Annotated in this window: 17 protein-coding genes; 10 read left to right on the forward strand and 7 right to left on the reverse strand. The window is 70.8% G+C overall.

Translation table 11 applies throughout. The annotated features are described in order from the left end of the window. Positions 1–46: 46 nt before the first annotated feature. Genes WME98_RS13040 through WME98_RS13055 form a run of 4 tightly spaced genes read left to right on the forward strand, consistent with a single transcriptional unit; the run spans position 47 to position 4,518 of the window. Positions 47–1,267 carry an efflux RND transporter periplasmic adaptor subunit gene (locus tag WME98_RS13040; RefSeq protein ID WP_437951621.1) on the forward strand — a complete coding sequence of 407 codons (1,221 nt, stop codon included), beginning with the start codon at positions 47–49 and terminating at the stop codon, positions 1,265–1,267. A gap of 7 nt (positions 1,268–1,274) precedes the next feature. Beyond that, entirely contained in the window at positions 1,275–2,072 is a 798-nt protein-coding gene (locus WME98_RS13045) for an ABC transporter ATP-binding protein (protein ID WP_437333636.1), read from the forward strand. After that, entirely contained in the window at positions 2,069–3,289 is a 1,221-nt protein-coding gene (locus tag WME98_RS13050; protein WP_437333637.1) for an ABC transporter permease, read from the forward strand. The genes WME98_RS13045 and WME98_RS13050 overlap by 4 nt, the downstream gene beginning before the upstream one ends. Then, entirely contained in the window at positions 3,286–4,518 is a 1,233-nt protein-coding gene (locus WME98_RS13055; protein ID WP_437951622.1) for an ABC transporter permease, read from the forward strand. Before WME98_RS13050 ends, WME98_RS13055 begins: the two co-directional genes overlap by 4 nt. 78 nt (positions 4,519–4,596) lie before the next feature. Here WME98_RS13055 and WME98_RS13060 read toward each other — a convergent pair whose 3' ends face one another. The 3 genes from WME98_RS13060 to WME98_RS13070 form a co-directional block, all read right to left on the reverse strand. Beyond that, positions 4,597–6,690 carry a S1 RNA-binding domain-containing protein gene (locus WME98_RS13060; RefSeq protein WP_437951623.1) on the reverse strand — a complete coding sequence of 698 codons (2,094 nt, stop codon included), beginning with the start codon at positions 6,688–6,690 and terminating at the stop codon, positions 4,597–4,599. A gap of 128 nt (positions 6,691–6,818) precedes the next feature. Then, on the reverse strand, positions 6,819–7,919 hold the full coding sequence (locus tag WME98_RS13065) for a P-loop NTPase (RefSeq protein ID WP_437951624.1): 1,101 nt from the start codon (positions 7,917–7,919) through the stop codon (positions 6,819–6,821). 142 nt (positions 7,920–8,061) lie between these two features. Continuing rightward, entirely contained in the window at positions 8,062–9,303 is a 1,242-nt protein-coding gene (locus tag WME98_RS13070; protein WP_437951625.1) for a hypothetical protein, read from the reverse strand. A 416-nt stretch (positions 9,304–9,719) separates the two neighbouring features. Here WME98_RS13070 and WME98_RS13075 point away from each other — a divergent pair, with 416 nt between their 5' ends. The 3 genes from WME98_RS13075 (at position 9,720) to WME98_RS13085 (ending at position 12,860) form a co-directional block, all read left to right on the forward strand. Further along, positions 9,720–10,247, forward strand: a complete 528-nt coding sequence (locus WME98_RS13075; RefSeq protein ID WP_061628282.1) for a TlpA family protein disulfide reductase — start codon at positions 9,720–9,722, stop codon at positions 10,245–10,247. A 145-nt stretch (positions 10,248–10,392) separates the two neighbouring features. Further along, entirely contained in the window at positions 10,393–10,920 is a 528-nt protein-coding gene (locus WME98_RS13080) for a peroxiredoxin family protein (RefSeq protein ID WP_061628283.1), read from the forward strand. 68 nt (positions 10,921–10,988) lie between these two features. Beyond that, the gene (locus WME98_RS13085; protein ID WP_437951626.1) at positions 10,989–12,860 is read left to right on the forward strand and encodes a hypothetical protein; all 1,872 of its coding nucleotides are present in this window, start codon (positions 10,989–10,991) and stop codon (positions 12,858–12,860) included. A gap of 36 nt (positions 12,861–12,896) precedes the next feature. Here the strand turns inward: WME98_RS13085 and WME98_RS13090 are convergent, their stop codons facing one another. Next, positions 12,897–14,219, reverse strand: a complete 1,323-nt coding sequence (locus WME98_RS13090) for a hypothetical protein (RefSeq protein ID WP_437951627.1) — start codon at positions 14,217–14,219, stop codon at positions 12,897–12,899. A gap of 95 nt (positions 14,220–14,314) precedes the next feature. Between WME98_RS13090 and WME98_RS13095 the strand changes: the two genes are divergently transcribed. After that, positions 14,315–15,298, forward strand: coding sequence for a diacylglycerol/lipid kinase family protein (locus WME98_RS13095; protein WP_437951628.1), 984 nt, complete (start codon positions 14,315–14,317; stop codon positions 15,296–15,298). Between the two features lie 208 nt (positions 15,299–15,506). Next, positions 15,507–16,391, forward strand: coding sequence for an acyl-CoA desaturase (locus tag WME98_RS13100; protein WP_437953976.1), 885 nt, complete (start codon positions 15,507–15,509; stop codon positions 16,389–16,391). 164 nt (positions 16,392–16,555) lie between these two features. On the opposite strand, the gene WME98_RS13105 is transcribed toward WME98_RS13100, so the two are convergent. Next, positions 16,556–18,241, reverse strand: coding sequence for a CTP synthase (locus tag WME98_RS13105; RefSeq protein ID WP_437333646.1), 1,686 nt, complete (start codon positions 18,239–18,241; stop codon positions 16,556–16,558). Between the two features lie 447 nt (positions 18,242–18,688). Between WME98_RS13105 and WME98_RS13110 the strand changes: the two genes are divergently transcribed. Further along, positions 18,689–19,588, forward strand: a complete 900-nt coding sequence (locus WME98_RS13110; RefSeq protein ID WP_437951629.1) for a fumarylacetoacetate hydrolase family protein — start codon at positions 18,689–18,691, stop codon at positions 19,586–19,588. A gap of 33 nt (positions 19,589–19,621) precedes the next feature. Here WME98_RS13110 and WME98_RS13115 read toward each other — a convergent pair whose 3' ends face one another. Beyond that, positions 19,622–20,095 (reverse strand): hypothetical protein, encoded by a 474-nt coding sequence (locus WME98_RS13115; RefSeq protein WP_061628289.1) that lies wholly within the window; start codon positions 20,093–20,095, stop codon positions 19,622–19,624. Then, entirely contained in the window at positions 20,092–20,607 is a 516-nt protein-coding gene (locus tag WME98_RS13120; protein ID WP_061628290.1) for a hypothetical protein, read from the reverse strand. Before WME98_RS13120 ends, WME98_RS13115 begins: the two co-directional genes overlap by 4 nt. Between the last annotated feature and the right edge of the window lie 60 nt (positions 20,608–20,667).

A 20,667-nucleotide genomic window follows, 5' to 3' on the forward strand; every position in this document is an offset into this window, starting at 1 on the left:
GCCTCCCGGTCGCGGACGGGAGAGCCTCGAGCAGGAGCTCTCGAAGGTGGGGACGAAGCGCTGGCTCGGGCGGCTCGGTGTTCTGGCGATCATCGCCGCGCTCGTCGCGGGGATCGTCGTGTGGAGGATCCGGACGAGGCCGCCGCCGCCGCCGCGCTACGTCACGGGCGACATCACGACGGGCGACGTGATCGAGCTGGTGCAGTCGACGGGGCAGGTCAAGCCGCTCACCGAGGTGCAGGTCGGCGCGCAGGTCTCGGGGCGAATCACCAAGGTTTACGTGGACTTCAACAGCATCGTGAAGGCCGGCGACGTGCTGGCCGAGATCGATCCGACGCTCTTCGGGGCGCAGATCGACTCCAACCAGGCGCAGCTCGAGGCGGCCAACGCGAGCGTCGTGCGCTCCGAGGCCTCGCTGGGGACCGCCAAGCAGCGGCTCGAGCGCGCGAAGAAGATGGTCGCGGAGGGGGTGGGCTCGCAGGCCGATCTCGACACGGCGCAGGGCGCCTACGACGTGGCGCTCGCCGACCTCGCGGCCGCGAAGGCGCAGGTGGCGCAGCTCAGGGCGGTGCTCCGCTCCTCCACGACGAACCTCCAGTACACGCGCATCTTCTCGCCCATCGACGGCGTCGTCATCAGCCGCGCGATCGATCCCGGGCAGACCGTGGCGGCGAGCTTCCAGGCGCCCACGCTCTTCGTGATCGCCCAGGATCTGCGCAAGATGCGCGTGCTCGCCGACATCGACGAGGCGGACGTGGGGCGGCTCCGCGAGGGCATCGAGGCGGACGTCAGCGTCGACGCCTTTCCGGGCGAGACGTTCCGGGGGACGGTGAGCCAGGTGCGTTACAGCCCGCTCAACCAGTCCGGCGTCGTGACGTACGCGGCGGTCGTCGAGGTCGACAACCCGGACGTCAAGCTGCGGCCGGGCATGACGGCCACGGTGAGCATCCGGTCCGCCGAGGCCAAGGGGGCGCGGCGGCTGCCGAACGCGGCGCTCCGGTTCAAGCCGGCCCCGGAGCGGGACAAGGACGGCAAGGAGATCAAGGCGCCGCCCATCGAGCCGCTCCCGCCGAAGAAGGGCCGCGTCTACGTGCTGACCGACGCCACGCCGGGCGCGGAGAAGATCGAGCCCCGCGTCGTCGACGTCGGGATCACCGACGGCATCTTCACCGCGCTGCTCACCGATCTCGGGCCGGTCAAGGTCGTCATCGACGAGAACGACGGTCCATCCACGGGCGGCAGGGGGCGCGGCCCCCGGCTGTTCTGAGGCGCCGATGCTGCCCCAGAGCCAGGCCGTCGCCGCGGTGCTCCGAGACGAGCCGCTCATCGAGCTCTCGAGCGTCGGCAAGGACTACACGACCGAGGCGGTCGTCGTGCGGGCGCTCCGCCACGTCGATCTGACCATCCAGCACGGCGACTTCGTCGCCATCGTCGGGCAGAGCGGCTCGGGCAAGAGCACCCTGATGAACATCATCGGGTGCCTCGATCGGCCGACCCGGGGCACGTACCGGCTGGACGGGCTCGACGTGACCCGGCGCAGCAACGACGCGCGCGCGATCGTGAGGAACCGCCTCATCGGGTTCGTCTTCCAGGGCTTCAACCTGCTGCCGCGCACCACGGCGCTCGAGAACGTGGAGCTGCCGCTCGTCTACCGGGGCGTCGGCGCGGCGGAGCGGCGCACGCGCGCGCTCGAGGCGCTCAGCGCGGTGGGGCTAGCCGAGCGCCTGCACCACACGCCGAACCAGCTCTCGGGCGGCCAGCAGCAGCGCGTCGCCATCGCGCGAGCGCTCGTCACCTCCCCGCCGCTGCTCCTCGCCGACGAGCCTACGGGCAACCTCGACACCCGCACGAGCTACGAGGTGCTCGGGCTCCTGCAGCGGCTCAACCTGGAAGGGATCACCATCGTCCTCGTGACCCACGAGCCGGACATCGCCGCCTGCGCGAGCCGCGTGATCACGATGCGCGACGGCGAGGTCCGCAGCGATCTCAGGAACGAGCGCCCCGTCGACGCGGCGGTGGCCCTGGCCGCGCTGCCGCCCTCCGGGGCGGAGCTCGACGAGCAGGCGCCGTGAGGGGCTACCTTGCCGCCGTCCGGATCGCCCTGCGCGCCATCGTCCGCTCGAAGCTCCGCGCCGCGCTCACGGTGCTCGGCATCCTGATCGGGGTCGCGGCCGTGGTGATCGTGGTGGCGCTCGGGACGGGCGTACGCAACCGCGTCCTCGGCGAGATCTCGGGCCTGGGCGCGAGCTCGATCTACATCTTCCCGCAGTCGACGCAGGCCTCCGGGCTGAAGCGCCGCGAGAACGTGCGGATGTCGGAGGCCGACGGGCTCGCGATCGTGAAGGAGTCGACGAGCGTGGCCGCGCTGAGCCCGTTCAGCTCCACGTCGATGCAGATCGTGGCCGGAGAGGCCAACGTCGCGACCCAGGTCATGGGCGTGACGCGGAGCTACCTCACGATCCTCTCCTACCGCGTCGCCAAGGGCGACGGCTGGACCGAGTCGGACGAGCAGCTCAAGACGAAGGTCTGCGTGATCGGCGAGACCGTCCGGGAGAACCTGTTCGGCTCCGGCGAGGCCGTGGGGCAGTACATCCGGATCGGCAAGCACCCGTTCCGGGTCATCGGGGTGCTCGAGAAGAAGGGGCAATCGCCATTCGGCGAGGACCAGGACGACCGGCTGCTCATGCCGATCGGCAGCTTCCGGTCGCGCGTCGTGCCGAGCGCGCCGGGCAGGGTGCAGATGCTCGTCGCGGCCGCGACCAGCGAGCTGACCGTCGATCGCGCGGTGGACCAGATCGACAGGATCCTCCGGCAGCGCCACGAGATCGACCCCGAGGACGAGCCGGATTTTGTGATCCGTACGCAGGCGGAGTTCCGGGCGTCGCAGGAGCGGATCCTGGACACCCTGACGATGCTCCTGTCGTCGATCGCCGCGGTGTCGCTCCTCGTCGGCGGGATCGGGGTCATGAACATCATGCTCGTCAGCGTCACCGAGCGGACGCGCGAGATCGGCATCCGCATGGCGATCGGCGCCTCCGAGGGCGACATCCTGGTCCAGTTCCTGGTCGAGGCGATCACCCTGTCGCTCATCGGCGGCGTGATGGGGCTCGGCGCGGGGCTCGTCGTCATCCAGCTCTTCGCCGCGGCGCTCGGGTGGAGCATGACGTTGCCGGCCAGCGCGGTCGTCGTCGCGGTGGGGACGAGCGCGACGATCGGGATCGTCTTCGGGTTCTTCCCGGCGCGCCGCGCCGCGCGCCAGGACCCGATCACCGCCCTGAGGCACGAGTGAGGGCGACGCTCACCCGCGTCCTGTCGGCGATCGTGATCGCGATGCGCGCCGTGCGCCGGAACAAGCTCCGCGCGGGGCTCACGATCCTGGGGATCACGATCGGCGTCGCGGCCGTGGTCACGGTCACCGCGCTGGCGAGCGGCGCGCGCGCCAACGTGAACGCGCAGATCTCGAACCTCGGCTCCAACTCGCTCATCGTCTTCGCGCGCTCCGCGCGCGCCTCGGGCGTCCGCAGCACCACCGGCGCCCGGCTCTCGGAGCTCGACGGCCAGGCGCTCGTGCGCGAGTCGACGAGCATCCGGATCGCGGCGCCGTTCCTCAGGTCGAGCGCCCAGGTCATCTACGAAGGCCAGAACGCGAGCCCGACGCTCGTCGGCACCCGCCTCAACTACTTCGAGATCCGGAGCTGGAAGGTGGCACGGGGAGAGCCGTGGAGCCCCGCCTCGGAGAACCTCTCCGAGAAGGTCGTCGTCATCGGCGCCCAGACCGCGCGCGACCTGTTCGGGTCGCTCGATCCGGTCGGCCGGATGGTGCGGATCGGCCGCCACACCTACCGCGTGCTCGGGGTCCTGGAGGAGAAGGGGGCGTCGCCCTTCGGGCAGAGCCAGGACGACATCGTGCTGATGCCCATCACCACGATGCGATCGCACGTCGTCGCCACGCGGCCCGGAGAAGTGCACGCGATCCTCCTGAGCTCGACGTCCGCGGAGACGTCGGAGCGCGCCAAGCAGCAGGCCGAGGCGATCCTCCGCCAGCGGCACCGCATCGACGAGGGCGAGGAGGACGACTTCGCCGTCCGGAGCCAGGCGGAGTTCCAGGCCATGCAGGACGCGATCTTCGCGGCGCTCTCGGCGCTGCTCGTGAGCATCGCGGCGGTGTCGCTCGTCGTCGGCGGCATCGGCGTCATGAACATCATGCTGGTGTCGGTCACCGAGCGCACCCGCGAGATCGGCATCCGGATGGCCATCGGCGCCCGGGAGATCGACATCCTGCTGCAGTTCCTGCTCGAGGCGCTCGTGCTCGCCACGCTGGGCGGCATCGTCGGCAGCGCGCTCGGGTACGGCGTCATCCTCGGGTTCTCGAGCGCCCTCGACTGGCCGATGAGGCTTGAGCCGACGGCGCTCGGCGTCGCGCTCGGGGTGAGCACGGCGATCGGGATCGTCTTCGGGTTCTTCCCCGCGCGACGGGCCGCGCGCATGGATCCCGTGAACGCACTCGGGCGCGAGTAGCGCGAACCCCCGCGGATCCCCGCAGCGACCGGAGGGTGGCGGGGGCGCGGCCGCGCAGGCGGCGCGCGCCTCCCGGGATCAGCTCTTCTTCATGAGGTCGGCGAAGGTGCCGAACTTGGCCTCGCGCGCGACGCCCGCGCGGTACTGCTGGTACGCCTGCTTCTCGGCGTCTTCCTTGAGGGCGCGGATCGACAGCTTGGCCTCTCCCCGGCGCGGATCCACCTCGATGACCTTCGCGTCGAACTGGGTCCCGATGGGGAACTCCTTGCGCAGGTCGGTGCCGCGCTGCGTGCCGGTGTGACCGGCCGGGATGAAGCCGCGGGCCGCTCGCCCCGTCGTGCCGAGCACCCGGACGACGAGCCCCCCTTCGGTCACCTGCGTGACGGCCACCTTCACCGCCCTGCCCTGCTGCACGCGCTGGCGCGGCTCGCTCTCCTCGCCCTCGGGCGGGGCGGGGTGGAGACCGATCCGCCGACCCGCCGGGTCGCAGCTCGCGACGACCACGTCGACATCGTCGCCGACCGTCACCACCTCGCTCGGGTGCTGGATCGGCTTCATCGAGAGGTCGGCCGTGTGGATGAGCCCATCGATGCCCGGCTCGAGCTCGACGAACGCACCGAACGGCTGCAAGCGGGCGATCTTGCCCTTGTGGCGCGAGCCGACCGCGTACTTGTCCTTCACCGCGTCCCAAGGATCGACGGTGGCGGCCTTGCGGCTCAGCCAGAGCTTGCCCTTGTCGTCGACGCGCAGGACCTTCACGTCGATCTCCGCGCCCGGCTTGAACAGGTCGGCCAGCTTGGCGCCGCGGTCGTGGCTCGCCTCGCTCATGTGGACCAGCCCCTCGACGCCGCCGGCGTCGGGGAGCGCGACGAACACGCCCCACGCGACGACCTTGCGCACCACGCCCTTGTGCAGCGAGCCGGGCTCGATCGACGTGAGCGCCTCGGTGCGCGCCCTCCGGGTCTCCTCCTCGAGCATCTTGCGGCGGGACACGACGATGTCGCGCCCCTTCTTCGCGAACTGCGTCACGATGAAATCGAGCCGCTGCCCCACGAGGTAGTTGAGGTCGGCGCCGTGGCGCAGATCGACGTGCGACGCCGGCGCGAAGGCGCGGAGGCCGCCGAGGTCGACCTCGAGCCCGCCCTTCACCGCCCCGGTCACGAACCCTTCGATCGGCTCGCCGCTCTGGAGCGCGGCCTCGGCGCGCGCCCGCGCCTGATCGAGCTGCACCGGCGCCCTCGACAGGAGCAGCATGCCCCCGCGCACGCCGGTGCTCGCCACCGTCGCGATGAACTGATCGCCATCGACGGGCGGCTCTTCATCGAGGATCTCGCGGCGGTCGAAGAGCCCCGTGGCCTTCCCGGCGATGTCGATCCAGATGGCGTGGTCAGTGATCTTGCTGACCTTGCCGAACACCTCCTCGCCGATGCTGAAGGCGGGGCGCTCGCGCGGCGGCGGCGCTCCCTGCCCCTTGCGCCGCTTGCGCTTCTCGCCGCCGGGCTGGGGCTGCCCCCCCGCTTCGTCGGCCGCCTGCTCCTCCTCGCCTTCCTCGTCGCCGGCATCGGCCGCCTCGGCGTCGTTGGCCTCGGCGTCGCTGGCCTCGGCCGCCTCGGCCGCCTCGGCGCCCGGCGGACCGGCCTCCTCCGCGCCCTTGCGGCGGCGGCGGCGGCGGCGCTTCTTTCCAGCGCCCCCCTCCGCCAGTGCGGCCGCGCCCGCTTCTCCCGCCGGCGCGGGCTTCGCGCCTTGCGCGGGTTTCGCGCCTTGCGCGGGCTTCGCGCCCTGCGCGGGCTTCCCGCCCGCCGGAGCGCCCCGCCTGCCCTGGCCCTGGGGGGCCCCCGGCTTGCGGTTGCCGATATCATCCCGCGGCAGGCCGGGGACGCGGTTGCCGATGTCGTCGCCGGGCTGCTCTTCCCAGTCGTCGTCGTCGTCGGCAGCGCTCGCCGGGGCGGCGGGTGCCGCCGCGGCCGGTGCTGCCTCGGGCTGGGTCGAGCTCGCCTGCGGCGAGGTTTCTCCGCCGGACGCGCCGCTCGCCTCGGACGGGGTGGTGGACCCCGCTTCATGAGCCTGGGTTGCTTGCTGGGACGCCGCGTTCGACGCCTCGAGCGTGCCGCCCTGGTCGGCCGGAGCTTCCGGCGCGTCCGCCGGCGTGGTGGTATTTTCGTGGGTATTCATCCGCGCCTCGCGCGACAACGCATGCCGATGGGGGCGAAACGTGCTCGCGTTCTCTCCAGCGGCCCCCTCGGTTCAATTGGGGGGAAGGGGCCGGAACCATAACGTACCCGGGACGTTTACGCGAGAGCCTACCGCATGATGGGCAGGTGCTTGTTCGTCCCCCCGCTCCGGTCGATGCGCAGGCCACCCCCGCTCGCGAGGTTGTGGGCGCTGATCTGGCCGGCCAGCCGCTCCGCCACATCCAGGAACGCGCGCGCGATCGGGCTGGCCGGGGCGGCCTGAACGACCGGCGTGCCGGCGTCGCCCCACTCCCGGATGGCGGGGTCCATCGGGATCTGGCCGAGCAGCGGCGCCTCGGCGAACTCGGCGATCTTCTGCCCGCCGCCGGCCCCGAAGAGTTCGTGCCGCTTGCTGCACCCGTCGCACACGAAGTAGCTCTCGTTCTCGACCACGCCGAGCAGGGCGATCCCGACCTTCTGGGCCATGGAGACCGATTTGTACACGTCCTGGAGGGCCACCTCCTGCGGCGTCGTCACGACGATCGCGCCCGTGGTCCTCATTTTCTGGGAGATCGTCAGCGCGATGTCACCGGTCCCGGGCGGCAGATCCAGCACCAGGTAATCGAGCTCACCCCATTCCACATCGCGCATGAACTGGAGCAGCGCGTTCTGGAGCATCGGGCCGCGCCAGACGACGGCTGACCTCGGATCCTCCAGGAGGAAGCCGATCGACATGAGCTTCACGCCGAAGCGCTCGAGCGGCAGGAATTTCTGGCCGTCGGCGGAGGTCGGGCGGCCCATCACGCCGAGCATGGTCGGGACGCTCGGCCCGTACATGTCCGCGTCGAGCAGGCCGACCTTGGCCCCCTCGCGGCTCAGCGCCAGCGTCAGGTTGGCGGCGACCGTGCTCTTGCCGACGCCGCCCTTGCCGCTCATCACGAGGACGATGTTGCGCACGCCCGGCGACGGGTCGTCCGGGAGGATGGTGCGCTGCGGGACGGCGACGTCCCACGCGATCCGGATGTCCTTCGCGCCGGCGCCCTTCAGCGCCGCCTCGATGTCCGCGGCGAGCCGCTGCTTGAAGTGGCTGGTCAGCTCGACCGTGAGCGAGGCGGCCTCGCCCTCGATCGAGAGCTCCCGGACGCGCCCGAGGTCTGTGAGCGGGCGCTGGAGATCCGGCGCGATGACCTTTGCCAGCGCGGCGAGCGCGGCATCCTTCGTGATGGGCATGGGGCGAAGGAGTTAGGACCGCTCCGGATTCCCGTCAACCGGCGAGCGCGCCACGCTCGCGGCCGTTCGATTTCGCCTCGCCTTCGCCTCGCCTTCGCCTGGCCGGGCGGCGCACCGGCCGCCCCGCGCCCGGCCGGCCCCGTCACCAGCAGGAGGTGACCACGGACTGCGGGTCGCTCGGGTCGAGCCGGCGCGACGGCAGGTAGCACCGCGAGTCCACGCACTCCCCGCTCCCGTTCGCCTCGACGCACACGCACGCGCCGGAGAGCCCGCTGGGCGACTTCGGGCAGACCTCGGCCGCGTTCTCCTCGGTGCACCGGATGGGGAGCGCCGCGTCGAGGCACGCCCGCTGGCCGCGCAGCGTGGTGGTGCACTCCATCGTGGAGTCCGCGTCGCCGCAGTCGGTGTCGTTGCGGCACGGATGGCAGAAGCCGCCGGGATCGCCGACGCAGCGGTCGAACCGCGGCTTGCACACGTCGCCGTCGCACCTGTAGTCGAGGTCGCAGTCGGAGTCCTCGCTGCACGACCTGGCGCACCGGCTCTCGCCGCCGATCGTGACGCAGCGCTGCCCCAGGACGAGCGAGCAGTCGACATCGGAGCTGCACGGCGCGCACTGCGTGCGCTTGACGCACGTCTTTCGCAGCAGGCAGAGCGAGCCCTCCTCGTAGGTGTTGCCTTCGCCGAACGTGGAGGGGTCGATGCACTCCTCGTCGGTCTCGCCGCAGAAGCTGCTATTCCCCTTGTCGGTGCCGCAGATCGCGTGAGGGTCGCGGGTCACGGCGCACTCGAAGCCGCCGGGGCAGTCGGCGTCGCTCTCGCAATGCGGCTGCGTGCAGTACGCCTCGGCGTCGCCCTCTCCCTTGCCGAGGCACTCCAGGCCGAGCGAAGAGCACTGCTCGGGAGCGCAGGTCGGGATGAAACAGTAGCTGCCGTCGCTGCACTTGCCGGCGGTGCAGGCGGGGTTGTCGCCGCACGCCGCGGCGTCGCGCTGACACTCGCCGGGATTGCCGTTGCACTGCATCGGGTTGCACGGCGTGTCGTCGGGGCAGCGCCCGAAGTGCCCGCATTCGAAACCGAACGGACACGGCGCCCCAAAACCCACCATTTTCCCGTTCGGCCTACAAACGGAAATCTTGGCTTCCGTGTCGTCTTCCACGGCGGGCACACAGTCCTGGAGACCCGGGGCGCACTCGAGGTGGCTGCTGCACTCGAGCACGCAGCGGTTTCCGACGCAGGTATTGCCCGCCAGGCAGAGCTCCGGCCTGCACTTGCCCTCACAGACGCCGTTGACGACGACGCCTCCGAAGCATTCGTCCCGCGGCGCGTCCGACGACGAGCAGGCGCCGCTCGCGAGGGCCGCCCCGCTCGCCAGCAAGCCCAGCATCAGGAAGGCGTGGATACGACGGAGACGGGGCCGACGGGCGCTGTGAGTGGCGACAACCTGCTGCATAGGACCTCAGCGCGGGAAACACCCGCGGATCGGGGCAGGCACGGCGGGCCTGGCCGGAGATTGCGGAAACGAGCCCCCGAGCGAAGCGGCGGCGACAAGGTTGCCCTTGACGCCCCCCGTGCCGCCCAGAAGAATGAGCACTCCTACACCATACTTCAGGCGGTGGCATCATGCGAATGGACGCAGTTCTCGTTTGGATGGGCCTTGGCGTCGTCGCAGCCCTGGGGCTCGTCGGCTGCGGGGGAGAAGAGGATCCCATCCCGGCTCCTCCTTTTCCTGAAGGGACGGGTCAGCCTGCGGCCAACGCTGCTCAATATCCGGCTGGGCCGTATGGGATCAGCCCCGGCCGGGTGATCGCGAATTATCAGTTCGTCGGGTACGCCAACGCCGCCGAACACAAAGACACGATGCAGCCGATTCAGCTCGCCGACTTCTACAACCCGACCGGGGAGGAGGTCTTTCCCGAGGGCTCGCCCTACGGCGCTGGCGAGCCGAAGCCGAAGGTGCTGCTGATCGACGTCTCATCCGTGTGGTGCGGCCCCTGCAAGATCGAGGCGGAGTCCGTCCTGCCCAGGCTGTACGAGAAGTATCAACCGCTCGGCGGCGAGTTCCTGGTCCAGCTCGCCGACGGGAGGAACCCGGGTGAGCCCGCGGTGCCGCGCGACCTGTACCGCTGGACGACCACGTACGACGTGCAGTACCCGTCGGCGATCGACCCTTCGTACAAGCTCGGCGCGCTCTTCCAGGCCGATGCGTTCCCGGCGAACATGCTGGTCAGGACGAAGGACATGACCATCATCGAGGTCGTCTCCGGCGTGCCCGCGGAGGACAGCAGTTTCTGGCGGAAGTTCGAGAAGATCATGAACGGCGAGCTCTGAAAGAACCGCCGCGCGGGCGCGCCGCCGAGCCACCGTTCGGCGCGCCCGCGGGAGAACCTGTCAGGGCGCCGCTCGCGGCGTCCGCAACGTTGAGACCTCAAGCCGGTCGGCCGCTCAGGCCGGCCCTCCGCGACGGAAGCCCTCGATGAACCGAATTACCCGCTGCGCGCTCTCGCTGGCGTTCACTGTCCTCGGCCTCGCGACCGCCTCGTGCGGCGCCGCCTCCGGAGGCCCGGCGGCGAGCCCTGCGCCGGACTTCTCGCTCCCCGCCCTGGACGGCAAGACCGTCAGGCTCTCGGATTATGCCGGCAAGAGCGTCGTATTGATCGACTTCTGGTCGACCACCTGCGATCCGTGCTTGGCGGAGATGCCCCACATCGTCGAGCTCTACAAGAAGCACAAGGACAAGGGGTTCGTCGTGCTCGCCGTTTCCCTCGATGGGCCGGAGTCCCGCGCGCAGGTGAGCAGCACGGCGCACGACAGAGAGATGATTTTCCCCGTGCTCCTCGACGAGGAGACGACCGTTGCCGCCAAGTACAACCCGAAGCGCGAGCTCCCGTTCTCCGTGCTCATCGGCCGAGACGGCTCGATTCTGCACAAGCGCGGCGGCTACCAGCCCGGCGACGAGGCGCTGCTCGCCGAGCATGTCGAGAAGGCGCTCGGTCAGCCGTAAGCGCGGAGGGCTCGCGCTCGACGCCGCGCCGGGCTCCACGGGCGGTGGGTCCGTGGTAGGAAACCGAGGTGCGCTCCCTGCTCCACGCCGCCGTCGCCGGTCTGCCCGCGGCGTCCCTCCTCCTCGCCGCCGGCTCCGCGGCGGCGGTCGATTTCCAGGACGTCGGCGGCCAGCCGATGGCCGTCGACATCGTGAACACCGCGGCCGCGGTGTACCACTTCGACAACCGGAACGACGATCCTCGCTACGCGTCGCGCTACCTCGACGACCGCTACGGCGAGATCCTCGACCGGCTGGACGCGCAGATCAGCTGGTGGCGTCTTCAGCTCGGCGCCCGGATCGACGCCGCCTTCTATGTCGGCACGCCGTCGGCGACCAGCTTCGACCTGCTGGAGAAGATCCGGGACGAGGAGGTCTTGTTCGAGGTCAACGACGCCAGGCGGGAGCTCCACTCGCGGTACCGGAACACGGTCTATCCGTCGAAGCTCTGGATAACCTACACGCAGCCAGGCATCGAGGCGACGGTAGGTGATTTTTACGCCCAGCTCGGGCGCGGTCTGGTCTTCAGCGTGCGCAAGATGGACGAGCTCGCCATCGACACGACGGTCCGAGGTGGCAGGCTCGCGCTCGAGCACGATTTCACGGTCCTCCGGCTCAAGGCCACGGCCTTCGCCGGGCAGCTGAACCCGCTGCGCATCGACAGCGCGAGCGGCAGGCGGCTGCACGGCTCCGGGTCACCCCTCTTCTTCGGGTTCCCCGACGCGGACAGCGCGGGCGACCTGCGCACGTACGAGTCGACCGTGGACCCGCAGGGGAATCCGCGCCCGGTCACGCATGTCGCGGAGGCGCAGCCGAGCTACGTCGAGGACACCGTGCTCGGCGGAAGCCTGGAGGTGGCGGCGAAGGGCGTGCAGCTCGCCGCGAACGGAGCGCTCCTCCGCGGCGAGATCGGCACGTTCAGCGGCTCGATCGGCGTTCCCTCGATCGCGGAGCACGGCGACGTGTACGTCGAGGTGGCCGGCCAGCCGGGCCGAACGGAAGAGGGCCAGCGCGTCCGGCCGGGCTACGCGATCTACGCGGCGGCGAACGCCCGCAGCGGGCCGGTCGCCGTGTCGCTCGAGGGGAAGCACTATCGCCGCTTCGCGTCGCTCTTGGCCAACATCGATGTCGACCCGCTGAACCCTGGCTTCAGCGCGCCCGAGTACAAGGGCCTCGCGTACAACCAACCTCCCACGGCGGAGCCCGTCTACGTGGAGCCGATCGGCGCGCCGAACGTCTGCGTGACGGGCGGGCGCGGTCGGGTCGACTACCGCTTCGACCGGAGCCTGGCCGTGTACGCCTGGGTCGGTCGTTACGTGAGCTTCACGGAGAAGGCGAGCGACGGCTGCATCGAAGACGACGCGAACCGCACCGACACGTGGGACGTCGCGGCGGGCACCGAGCTCCACTTCGACCGCAGCCGCTCGCACGTGCGCGCGTGGGCCGGAGCTCGACAATCCGACGAGGCCGAGCCGGAGCGCGCCTTCTACAGCGAGGGCTACGTCCGTTACGACATCGTGAAGCACCTCGCTGGCGCGTTCTCTGTCCAGGTGCAGGGCAACAACCGCCGCCGCTACAGGCCAGAGAATTTCGAGTCGTCCTGGGTCGAAGGGGACAACTACCTCGCGCTCCAGTGGTCGCCCCACCTGGCAGCAATTTTCGGCTACGAGTACACGTCTCAACCTGGTTGCGCGCCCGGCAAGGACGGCGAGCTCTGCCACTTCTTCAGCGGGGGCCTGCAATGGAAATCCGGCTCGAGGCGGACGGCGCTCGATCAGATCGTCGACACGGCGCAGCTCTTCGTCGGCCAGCGGCGCGGGGGCCTGCGCTGCGTCTCCGGCGTGTGCCGGACCTTCCCGCCGTTCGAGGGCGCGCGGCTCGAGCTCGTCTCGAGGTTCTGAGCGGACGAGCGCACCGCGCGCGGCCACCGGCGGCGATCAGGACGCGGTGAGGATCGCGCAGGCCACCGCGCTCCTGACCCGGGGATCGGCGTCGGCGACCAGCGGAGCAGCGCGCGGGATCTCACCGAGATCGACCAGGCCGACGCCGGCCGCCTCGCGGACCGGGATCTCCCGGGACTGGAGATCGCGCTCCAGGAGCGGCACGACGGACCTGACGCCCGCGCGGGCGAGGACGCCCCGCGCGAGCACCGCGCGGGTCGATGTGCCCGTGGCGAGCTTCGTCAGCCATGCGGTCGCGGCGGTGCGCTCGCGCGCTGCGATGAGGTGCGGCGGGGCATCGACGTGGCGGGAGTGAACAGCGAAGGCGACCGCGTCATCCGGATCGGCCCGCGCCTCGAGGAGCGCGGCTCGCACCGCGGCATCCTCGAGCGGCGCGGAGAGGATGGCGTAGACGCGGTCCCTCGTCTGGCTGGTGCGGATCGCGCTGATGAGGACGGCGACGGCTTCCCCGGCGCCGTCGCCGCCAGCGCGGACCAGCCCGCGCGCGGCGGCGATCGCGGGCGCGCCGCGCTGGGTGGAGATCGCCCAGAGGAGCTGCGCGCGCCCGCCGGCGTCGATCGCGCGCGGCGCCGCCCACGCCTCGGCGATCGCTTCACGCCCGGGTTCATCCGAGAGGGTCCAGAGATCGCGCAACGCCAGCACGATCTCTCGACCGCCGAGCGCACCGGCGGCGCGGATCGCGAGCGTCCGCGCGAGCGGGTACGGGTCGAGCCGCGCCGCTTCGAGCAGCGCGCCTCGGTCGCTCGGGTCCGCCGCCGCGATCGCGGCGCGGAGCGCCGAGACGCGCACCTCCTGATCGCCGTCGAGCATCCGCGCGCGCCGCGCCGCGCCGTCCTCGGCTGCGACGAAGGCCCGCGCCTCCAGCGCGCGGAGCGCCGCGTTCTTGTCAGGGGACCTCCCGGCCGCCGCGTCGTTTGCGTACAGCTTCGCGCGCTCTGGCTCGGTGAGCCCTGCCTCGAGGAGGATCATCGCTGCGGCTGTCGCGACCGCGTCCGAGCCCGCGGCGCGCTCGGCGAGCGCGTCCTCCAGCGGGCGCGCGCAGGTCCGGAGCTCGCGCAGGAGATCGATCCCGGACGGCGGCGTCGCGCGCGCGATCTCCCCCTCCGCGACCGCGCGGGCGATCGCGCGCGCGTCGTCGCTGTCGAGCGCGCCGCGGCGCAGCTCGTCGTGGAGCGCGCGGCGCAGCTCGTCGAACCTGCCCGCCTCGGCCGCGCGCATCGAGGCCGAGCTCGCGCAGCCGACGACCGCGGCGAGCGAGAGGAGGCCGGCGAGGATCGACCCGGGGAGCGCGCGGTGCATGAGGCGACTCTTACCGCGCCGAAGTTCGCGCTCGAAGCCCCTTCGGCTCGACCACCCGGGGAATCCGTTCTATACGGCGCTCACGCCCCGGCACCATGCGTATCGACGTCATCGTCAACACCACAGCGCGCCGGTACCGGGCGAAGCCCTCGCTCATCGACCGCATGTCGGCCGCCTGCGCTGGCGCTGCGGAGCTCCATCCGACCTCGAGCGTCGCGGAGCTCGCGGAGGTCTGCGACCGGATCGCGCGGCGTGGCACGGATCTGGTCGCGCTCTCCGGCGGAGACGGCAGCTTCATGGCGGGCGTCACGGCGCTCGCCCGCGCCTTCGGCGAGCGCTCCTTGCCGCCCCTCGTCCTCCTGCCTGGCGGGACCGTGGCGACCGTCGCGCGCAACTGGGGCATGACGGGCGATCCGGCCGTGCTCCTCGAGCGGATCATCCACGAAGCTCGCGGCCTTCGCAGCGGCGCCGCCCTCCCCGGGGTTGTCCGTCGGCCCACCTTGCGCGCGCGAGCGACGACGCGCGGCGGTGGCGTCGAGGAGCGCATCGGCTTCATCTTCGGCACCGGGCTCGTGGCCAGCTTCTTCGACGTCTACTACGAGCGCGGAGGAGACGGATACGGCGCCGCCGCGCGCATCGTGTCGCGGGTGTTCATCGAGTCGTTCTACGGCGGCTCTTATGCGCGGCGCGTGCTCGAACCGCTGCCCTGCACGATCGAGGTGGAGGGGCGGCGGCTCGCCCCGCGCGCCTGGTCGCTCGTCTGCTCGTCGGTGGTGCGCGATCTCGGCATCCACATGCGGGTCACCTACCGGGCCGGTGAGGATCTCGAGCGCCCGCACCTCGTCGCCAGCGCGCTACCCCCCCGGGAGCTGGGCCCGCGCGCCCCGCTCGTCCTTGCGGGCCGGCGCATCGGCGGTCGGGATCACTTCGACGATCTCGTCCGCGATTTCACGGTCCGTTTCGACGGCGCGCCGGCGCCCGGCGACGGCCCCTACATCCTCGACGGAGATCCCCTCCGGGCGAGCGAGGTCCGGATCTCGGCCGGGCCGGCCATCGACGTCCTGACCCCGCGTCCCTGAGCCCGCGCGCTCGTCGGCGACGTGCGCCCGATCTGCCGGGTGCCGGGCGGCGCGTTGCGTGACGGAATCATGACCGGCGTCGTGAACCCCAGTGACGGGCGTGCTCGATGCTCCATGCACCTTGGAAACCATCACGCAAGCCCCTGCATCGAGCCCTACACGAGTCGTCGTACCGAAGCCTGGCCCGAGCTTCGGCCAGCTCTTCAACGTGCTGGGGATCGTTGCGATCCACGCGGGCACCGTGGTCGCCATCGTCCGAGGCGCCACGTGGAAGCTCGCGGCGCTCGCTGCGGCGACGTACTTCGTCCGGATGTTCGCGATCACGGCGGTCTACCACCGGTACTTCTCGCACCGGAGCTACAAGACGAGCCGTGGCCTCCAGTTCCTGCTCGCGCTGCTCGGGACCACGGCGACGCAGAAGGGCCCGCTGTGGTGGGGGGGCACGCACCGCGTCCACCACAAGTACTCGGACACCGAGCGCGACGTTCACAGCCCGCTCCGTCGCGGGTTCTGGTACGCGCACATCGGCTGGTGGCTCGGCCGCGAGCACGAGGAGCTCGACCTGAAGCGGATCCCTGACTTCGCGGGCTTTCCTGAGCTCCGCTGGCTGGATCGCTACCACGTGGTCGGGCCGCTCGGAATGATCGCGCTGCTCTTCGCGCTGGGCGGTTACGACGCCTTCCTGTGGGGCTACGTCGTGTCGACGTGCGCCCTCATGCACGGCACGTTCACGATCAACTCGCTCGCGCACGTGTTCGGCTCGCGGCGCTACGCGACGACCGACACGAGCCGCAACAACTTCTGGCTCGCGCTGGTCACGCTCGGCGAGGGCTGGCACAACAACCACCACCACTACATGAGCAGCGCCAACCAGGGCTTCTTCTGGTGGGAGATCGACGTCAGCTTCTACATCCTGCGCGGGATGGAGAAGCTCGGCTTGATCTGGGACCTCAGGACGGCGCCGGCGCACGTGCTGCAGCGGAACCTGATCAAGGAGGTCGGCGAGCGCTCGCCGCTCCTCGCCCCTCAGGCCGCGCCGGTCGAGCCGCTCGACGCCCCGCCGCTGGGCCGGCCGAGCCTCGGCGACGTCTGACCGCCCGCGCCGCTCGGCATCGAACCTCTCCCGGTCGGAGGCTTTTGGTCAGCCTTCGCCGGGAGCGCTCGCGACAGCCCGCTCAATGAACAGCGCCGTCCCCGCGCATCTGCGGAGGCGCGGCGGCCGGAGATCCATCGCGGCTCTCCGGCGTGGGACGCGAGCTAATTCACCGACGAGGCAGCCTGCTGGCTGTGAGCGGTGGCGGAGTCGCCAGGCTTCGGCTTCTCGGCCTTGCTGCGCTCGCGCTGGCGCTCCAGACCGGCGCGGACGAAGCGAGCGAAGAGCGGGTGCGCGCTGTGGGGGCGGCTCTTGAACTCCGGGTGGAACTGACAGCCCACGAAGTACGGGTGCTCGCGCAGCTCGATCATCTCGACGAGCCGCTGATCGGGCGACGTTCCGGAGAGCACGAGCCCCTTCTGCACCATCGCCTCGCGGTACTTGTTGGCCACCTCGTACCGGTGCCGGTGCCGCTCGCTGATGCTCGTCTGCCCGTACGCCTCCGCGGCGACCGAGCCCTTGTCCAGCACGCACGGGTACGCGCCGAGGCGCATCGTCCCGCCCTTCTCGACGACCCCCTTCTGGTCGGGCATCAGATCGATCACCGGGTAGGGGGCGTTCCGATCGAACTCCACGGAGTTCGCTCCCGCCATGCCGCAGACGTGCCGCGCGAACTCGACGACCGCGAGCTGCATGCCGAGGCAGATCCCGAAGAACGGGATCTTCTCCTCGCGCGCGAACCGGATGGCCTCGATCTTCCCCTCGGTCCCACGATCTCCGAAGCCGCCGGGCACGAGGATCGCGTCGAGGTTCGACAGCACCTCGGGCGCGCCGCGCGCCTCGATCTGCTCGGAGTCGATGTACTCGAGCTCGACCCGCACGTCGTTGTGGAGCCCGCCGTGGACGAGGGCCTCGTGGAGCGACTTGTAGGAGTCGCGCAGGTGCACGTACTTACCGACGACGCCGATCTTCACGATGCCGCGAGACGGCTTCTTGAACCGCTCGACGATGCGTTGCCAGGACGACAGGTCCGGCTGCCTCGCCCAGATGTTGAGCAGCTCCGTGATCTTCTCGTCGATCCCCTCGGCGTGGAGGACCAGCGGGAGCTCGTAGATGCAGTCGACGTCGACGGCCGCGATCACGCAGTCGACGGCGACGTTCGAGAAGAGGGAGATCTTCTCCTTCATGCTGCGCGGGAGCGGCCGATCGCAGCGGCAGAGCAGGATGTCCGGCTGGATGCCGATCTCGCGCATCTCCTTGACCGAGTGCTGGGTGGGCTTCGTCTTCAGCTCGCCCGCCGTCGCGATGAACGGCACGAGCGTGACGTGCACCGAGATGGCGTTCTGCGCGCCCGACTCCACCTTGAGCTGGCGGATCGCCTCGATGAACGGGAGCGACTCGATGTCGCCCACCGTGCCGCCGACCTCCACGATCGCCACGTCGGCCCCATCCGCCGCGGAGCGGATGCGGAGCTTGATCTCGTCCGTGACGTGCGGGATCACCTGCACCGTCGCCCCGAGGTACTCGCCGCGGCGCTCTTTGGAGATGACCGCCTCGTAGACGCGGCCCGTGGTGAAGTTGTTCTGCCTCGTCATCCGGGCGAGCGTGAAGCGCTCGTAGTGCCCCAGATCGAGGTCGGTCTCTGCGCCGTCGTCCGTGACGAAGACCTCGCCGTGCTGGTAGGGCGACATCGTGCCGGGATCGACATTGATGTACGGGTCCAGCTTGAGGTGGGTGACCTTCAACCCACGGGACTCCATCAGCGCCCCGATCGAGGCCGCGGCCAGTCCCTTGCCGATCGACGATACGACTCCGCCTGTGACGAAGACGAATTTGGTCCGCTTGCTCATGACCCATCGCTCCGCTGCGCCGTGTGCGCGCCTGTAACCAGTTCCTCGGCGGCGCTCAAAGGTGAGCGACGCGAGGTTCGGCTGTCCACGGCAAATACCTTGCCCGGCTTACAAGCCGCACGGCCGCGTCAACAGGACCGAAGCCAGAGGAATCCCCCGCGAGGGGGATCCCGCGCCGGCAACAGAACCTGACCTGCCGTGCGAGCCCGTCTGCAACCGGATGAGCTCGAGGCAAGCCTGCGCGACGTGATGCCGCTCTGAATCCGCCGGCATTCTAGGCCGCTCTCTCAGCTCGTCAATGCAAAGGGCAATCCGATCTCCCAAGAAGGGCCGAGCCCCCTCCGGATCGAGCCCGACCGCGCCCGCGGCCGCGGGGGCTCCGTCGGCCCGGGGCGTCGGCGGACCGGGATGGTACGCTCCGCCGGCTCTCCGCGGCCTGGCCACGCCATGAGAATCGCCCACGTGCTCCAGCTCGCGACGTCCACCCCGATCGTCGCGCTGGAACGGGACGGCACGCTCTACGACGTCGCGGAGCTCGAGCGCCACTTCGGGACGAAGCTCGCGGAGATCCGCGGCGTGTCCGATTTTCACACGCGCGTGGTGGCGCTCCGCGGTGCCGGTCTCCATGCGCTGGACGATCGGCTCCTCAGCGGAGATCGCCCCTCGTCGACGGAGCTGCACCCGTCCACCGTCCTCTGGCTGCCGCCCTGCGCCACGGATCGCGCGGCGTACATCCAGCTCGGCCCTTACGCGCACGGCGCGGAGCGCCCCTGGTATCGGTTCGGCAACAGCCGCGCGCTGCTCGGGCACGATGCGGCGATCCCCTTCCCCGCGCTCGAGGACGAGCCCGACTACGAGCTGAACCTGGCGGCGCTCCTCGGCGAGGATCTGCGGCGCGCCACGCCGGACGATGTGGAGCGCGCGATCGCGGGGTACACCGTGCTGAACGACTGGACCGCGCGCGGCCTGGAGGCGCGCTCGCTGGCGTGCGGCCTTCCGCCGTCGGAAGCGAGGGACTTCGCGACGCAGCTCGGTCCGGTTCTGGTCACGCCCGACGAGCTCGGCCCGGTCGAGGTGCTGCGGACCCAGGTCCGCGTCGGCGCCGTGTCGCGCCCCTGCTCTCGCATCGGCGAGTGGGCCTTCTCGCTGGCCGAATCCGTCGCGTACATCAGCAACCACATCGAGCTGCGCGCAGGCGACGTGGTCGGAGCAGGCCGGGTCTTCGGCGGGAGCGCCGGCCAGCGCGTACCGTACGGAGCCAGCGTGGAGCTGATGATCGAGCGCATCGGACGGCTGAGCGGCAAACCGGTCCGAGGCCCTGCCCCGTTGCCGTGGCACCGCGGGTGAGCGCGCCGGCGCATCGCCGAGGTCCTCGGTGGATCAGAACGTGCCGACGACGCCGGCTCCCATGCCGGTCGCGGTGATCACCGGAGCCGGACGCACCGTGATCGCCGCGGGCTGCGCAGAGCGCGCCTCCGTGGTCATGAAGATGCCCTCGGCGACGAGGCCGAGGCCAGCGAGCTGCGCGAGCCCACCGACGATGGTGAGCGCCCCGCGCAGGTACAGCTTCGCTCCACAGTCCGGATCATCCGAAGCGCAGCCGTTCTTGGCGAGCGCCATCCACGGGCCCGCGATCGGGATCTTCAGCTCGCTCGACCCGGGCACCTCGGGCCACGAGGTCGCGGCCAGGAACGCCGCACCATAGGAGAGCGCCGTCACGGCCACCCCGCCGACGATGACCTTCGCGCGCGCCGACGACGGCGGGTACCGGGGAGGCGCCGCTGGCTCCTCCGCGCCGGCGGAAGCCGCGGAGAGCGCGAGCGCAGCGGCGACAGCGAGCGCGACGCTCTTCATGGGGCCTTCTTGCTGGAGGGTGCGGAGCCGGCCTTCTTCGACGGCAGCTTCACCGTGTAGGGGACCTCGAGCGGCTCGCCTTCGAACGGCAGCACGATCTCTCCGACGAAGGCGCGCTTGACGCATGCTTCGGCGGGCGTCCCTGCGAACGGCGGTCCGACCAGCACGTCGGTCACGCGCCCCTTCTGGCCGTCGAACACGACCTTGACCTCGCCCTCGCCGGTCGGCGCGTTGGGCACGACCTCGGCGCAGTTGGCCGCCTTGTCGCCGCCGCGCCGCAGCGCGATCTCCATCTGCTTCTTCTGGTCGTCGTTGAGCCCGCCGCCGCTGTCCGAGGGCGCGCTCGCCTCGGCGGCGTCGGAGCTGCCCGTCTCGGCCGGTGCGGCCTCGCCGGTATATGCCTGGTCGAAGTTGTAGTCTTCCCCTGCCTGCTTGGGCTTGGCGCCGGAGCATGCCGCCGCCGCGAGGATGATGAGCGGCAAGATGGCGCGGGTCGAATGCTGCTGGGACACGGTGTCCTCCCTTCGAACAGAGCGTGAAGGAGTGCTGCGCGCACCCTAGCAAGCTCTCCT

It is taken from the genome of Sorangium sp. So ce296 (genome assembly GCF_051529605.1).
GTDB lineage: Bacteria > Myxococcota_A > Polyangia > Polyangiales > Polyangiaceae > Sorangium > Sorangium cellulosum_D.

Coding starts and splice junctions, on each gene's coding strand:
- WME98_RS13045 (WP_437333636.1), top strand. CDS start 1,275: ATGCTGCCCCAGAGCCAGGCCGTCGCCGCGGTGCTCCGAGACGAGCCG.
- WME98_RS13065 (WP_437951624.1), bottom strand. CDS start 7,919: ATGCCCATCACGAAGGATGCCGCGCTCGCCGCGCTGGCAAAGGTCATC.
- WME98_RS13080 (WP_061628283.1), top strand. CDS start 10,393: ATGAACCGAATTACCCGCTGCGCGCTCTCGCTGGCGTTCACTGTCCTC.
- WME98_RS13060 (WP_437951623.1), bottom strand. CDS start 6,690: ATGAATACCCACGAAAATACCACCACGCCGGCGGACGCGCCGGAAGCT.
- WME98_RS13090 (WP_437951627.1), bottom strand. CDS start 14,219: ATGCACCGCGCGCTCCCCGGGTCGATCCTCGCCGGCCTCCTCTCGCTC.
- WME98_RS13110 (WP_437951629.1), top strand. CDS start 18,689: ATGAGAATCGCCCACGTGCTCCAGCTCGCGACGTCCACCCCGATCGTC.
- WME98_RS13095 (WP_437951628.1), top strand. CDS start 14,315: ATGCGTATCGACGTCATCGTCAACACCACAGCGCGCCGGTACCGGGCG.
- WME98_RS13115 (WP_061628289.1), bottom strand. CDS start 20,095: ATGAAGAGCGTCGCGCTCGCTGTCGCCGCTGCGCTCGCGCTCTCCGCG.
- WME98_RS13105 (WP_437333646.1), bottom strand. CDS start 18,241: ATGAGCAAGCGGACCAAATTCGTCTTCGTCACAGGCGGAGTCGTATCG.
- WME98_RS13070 (WP_437951625.1), bottom strand. CDS start 9,303: ATGCTGGGCTTGCTGGCGAGCGGGGCGGCCCTCGCGAGCGGCGCCTGC.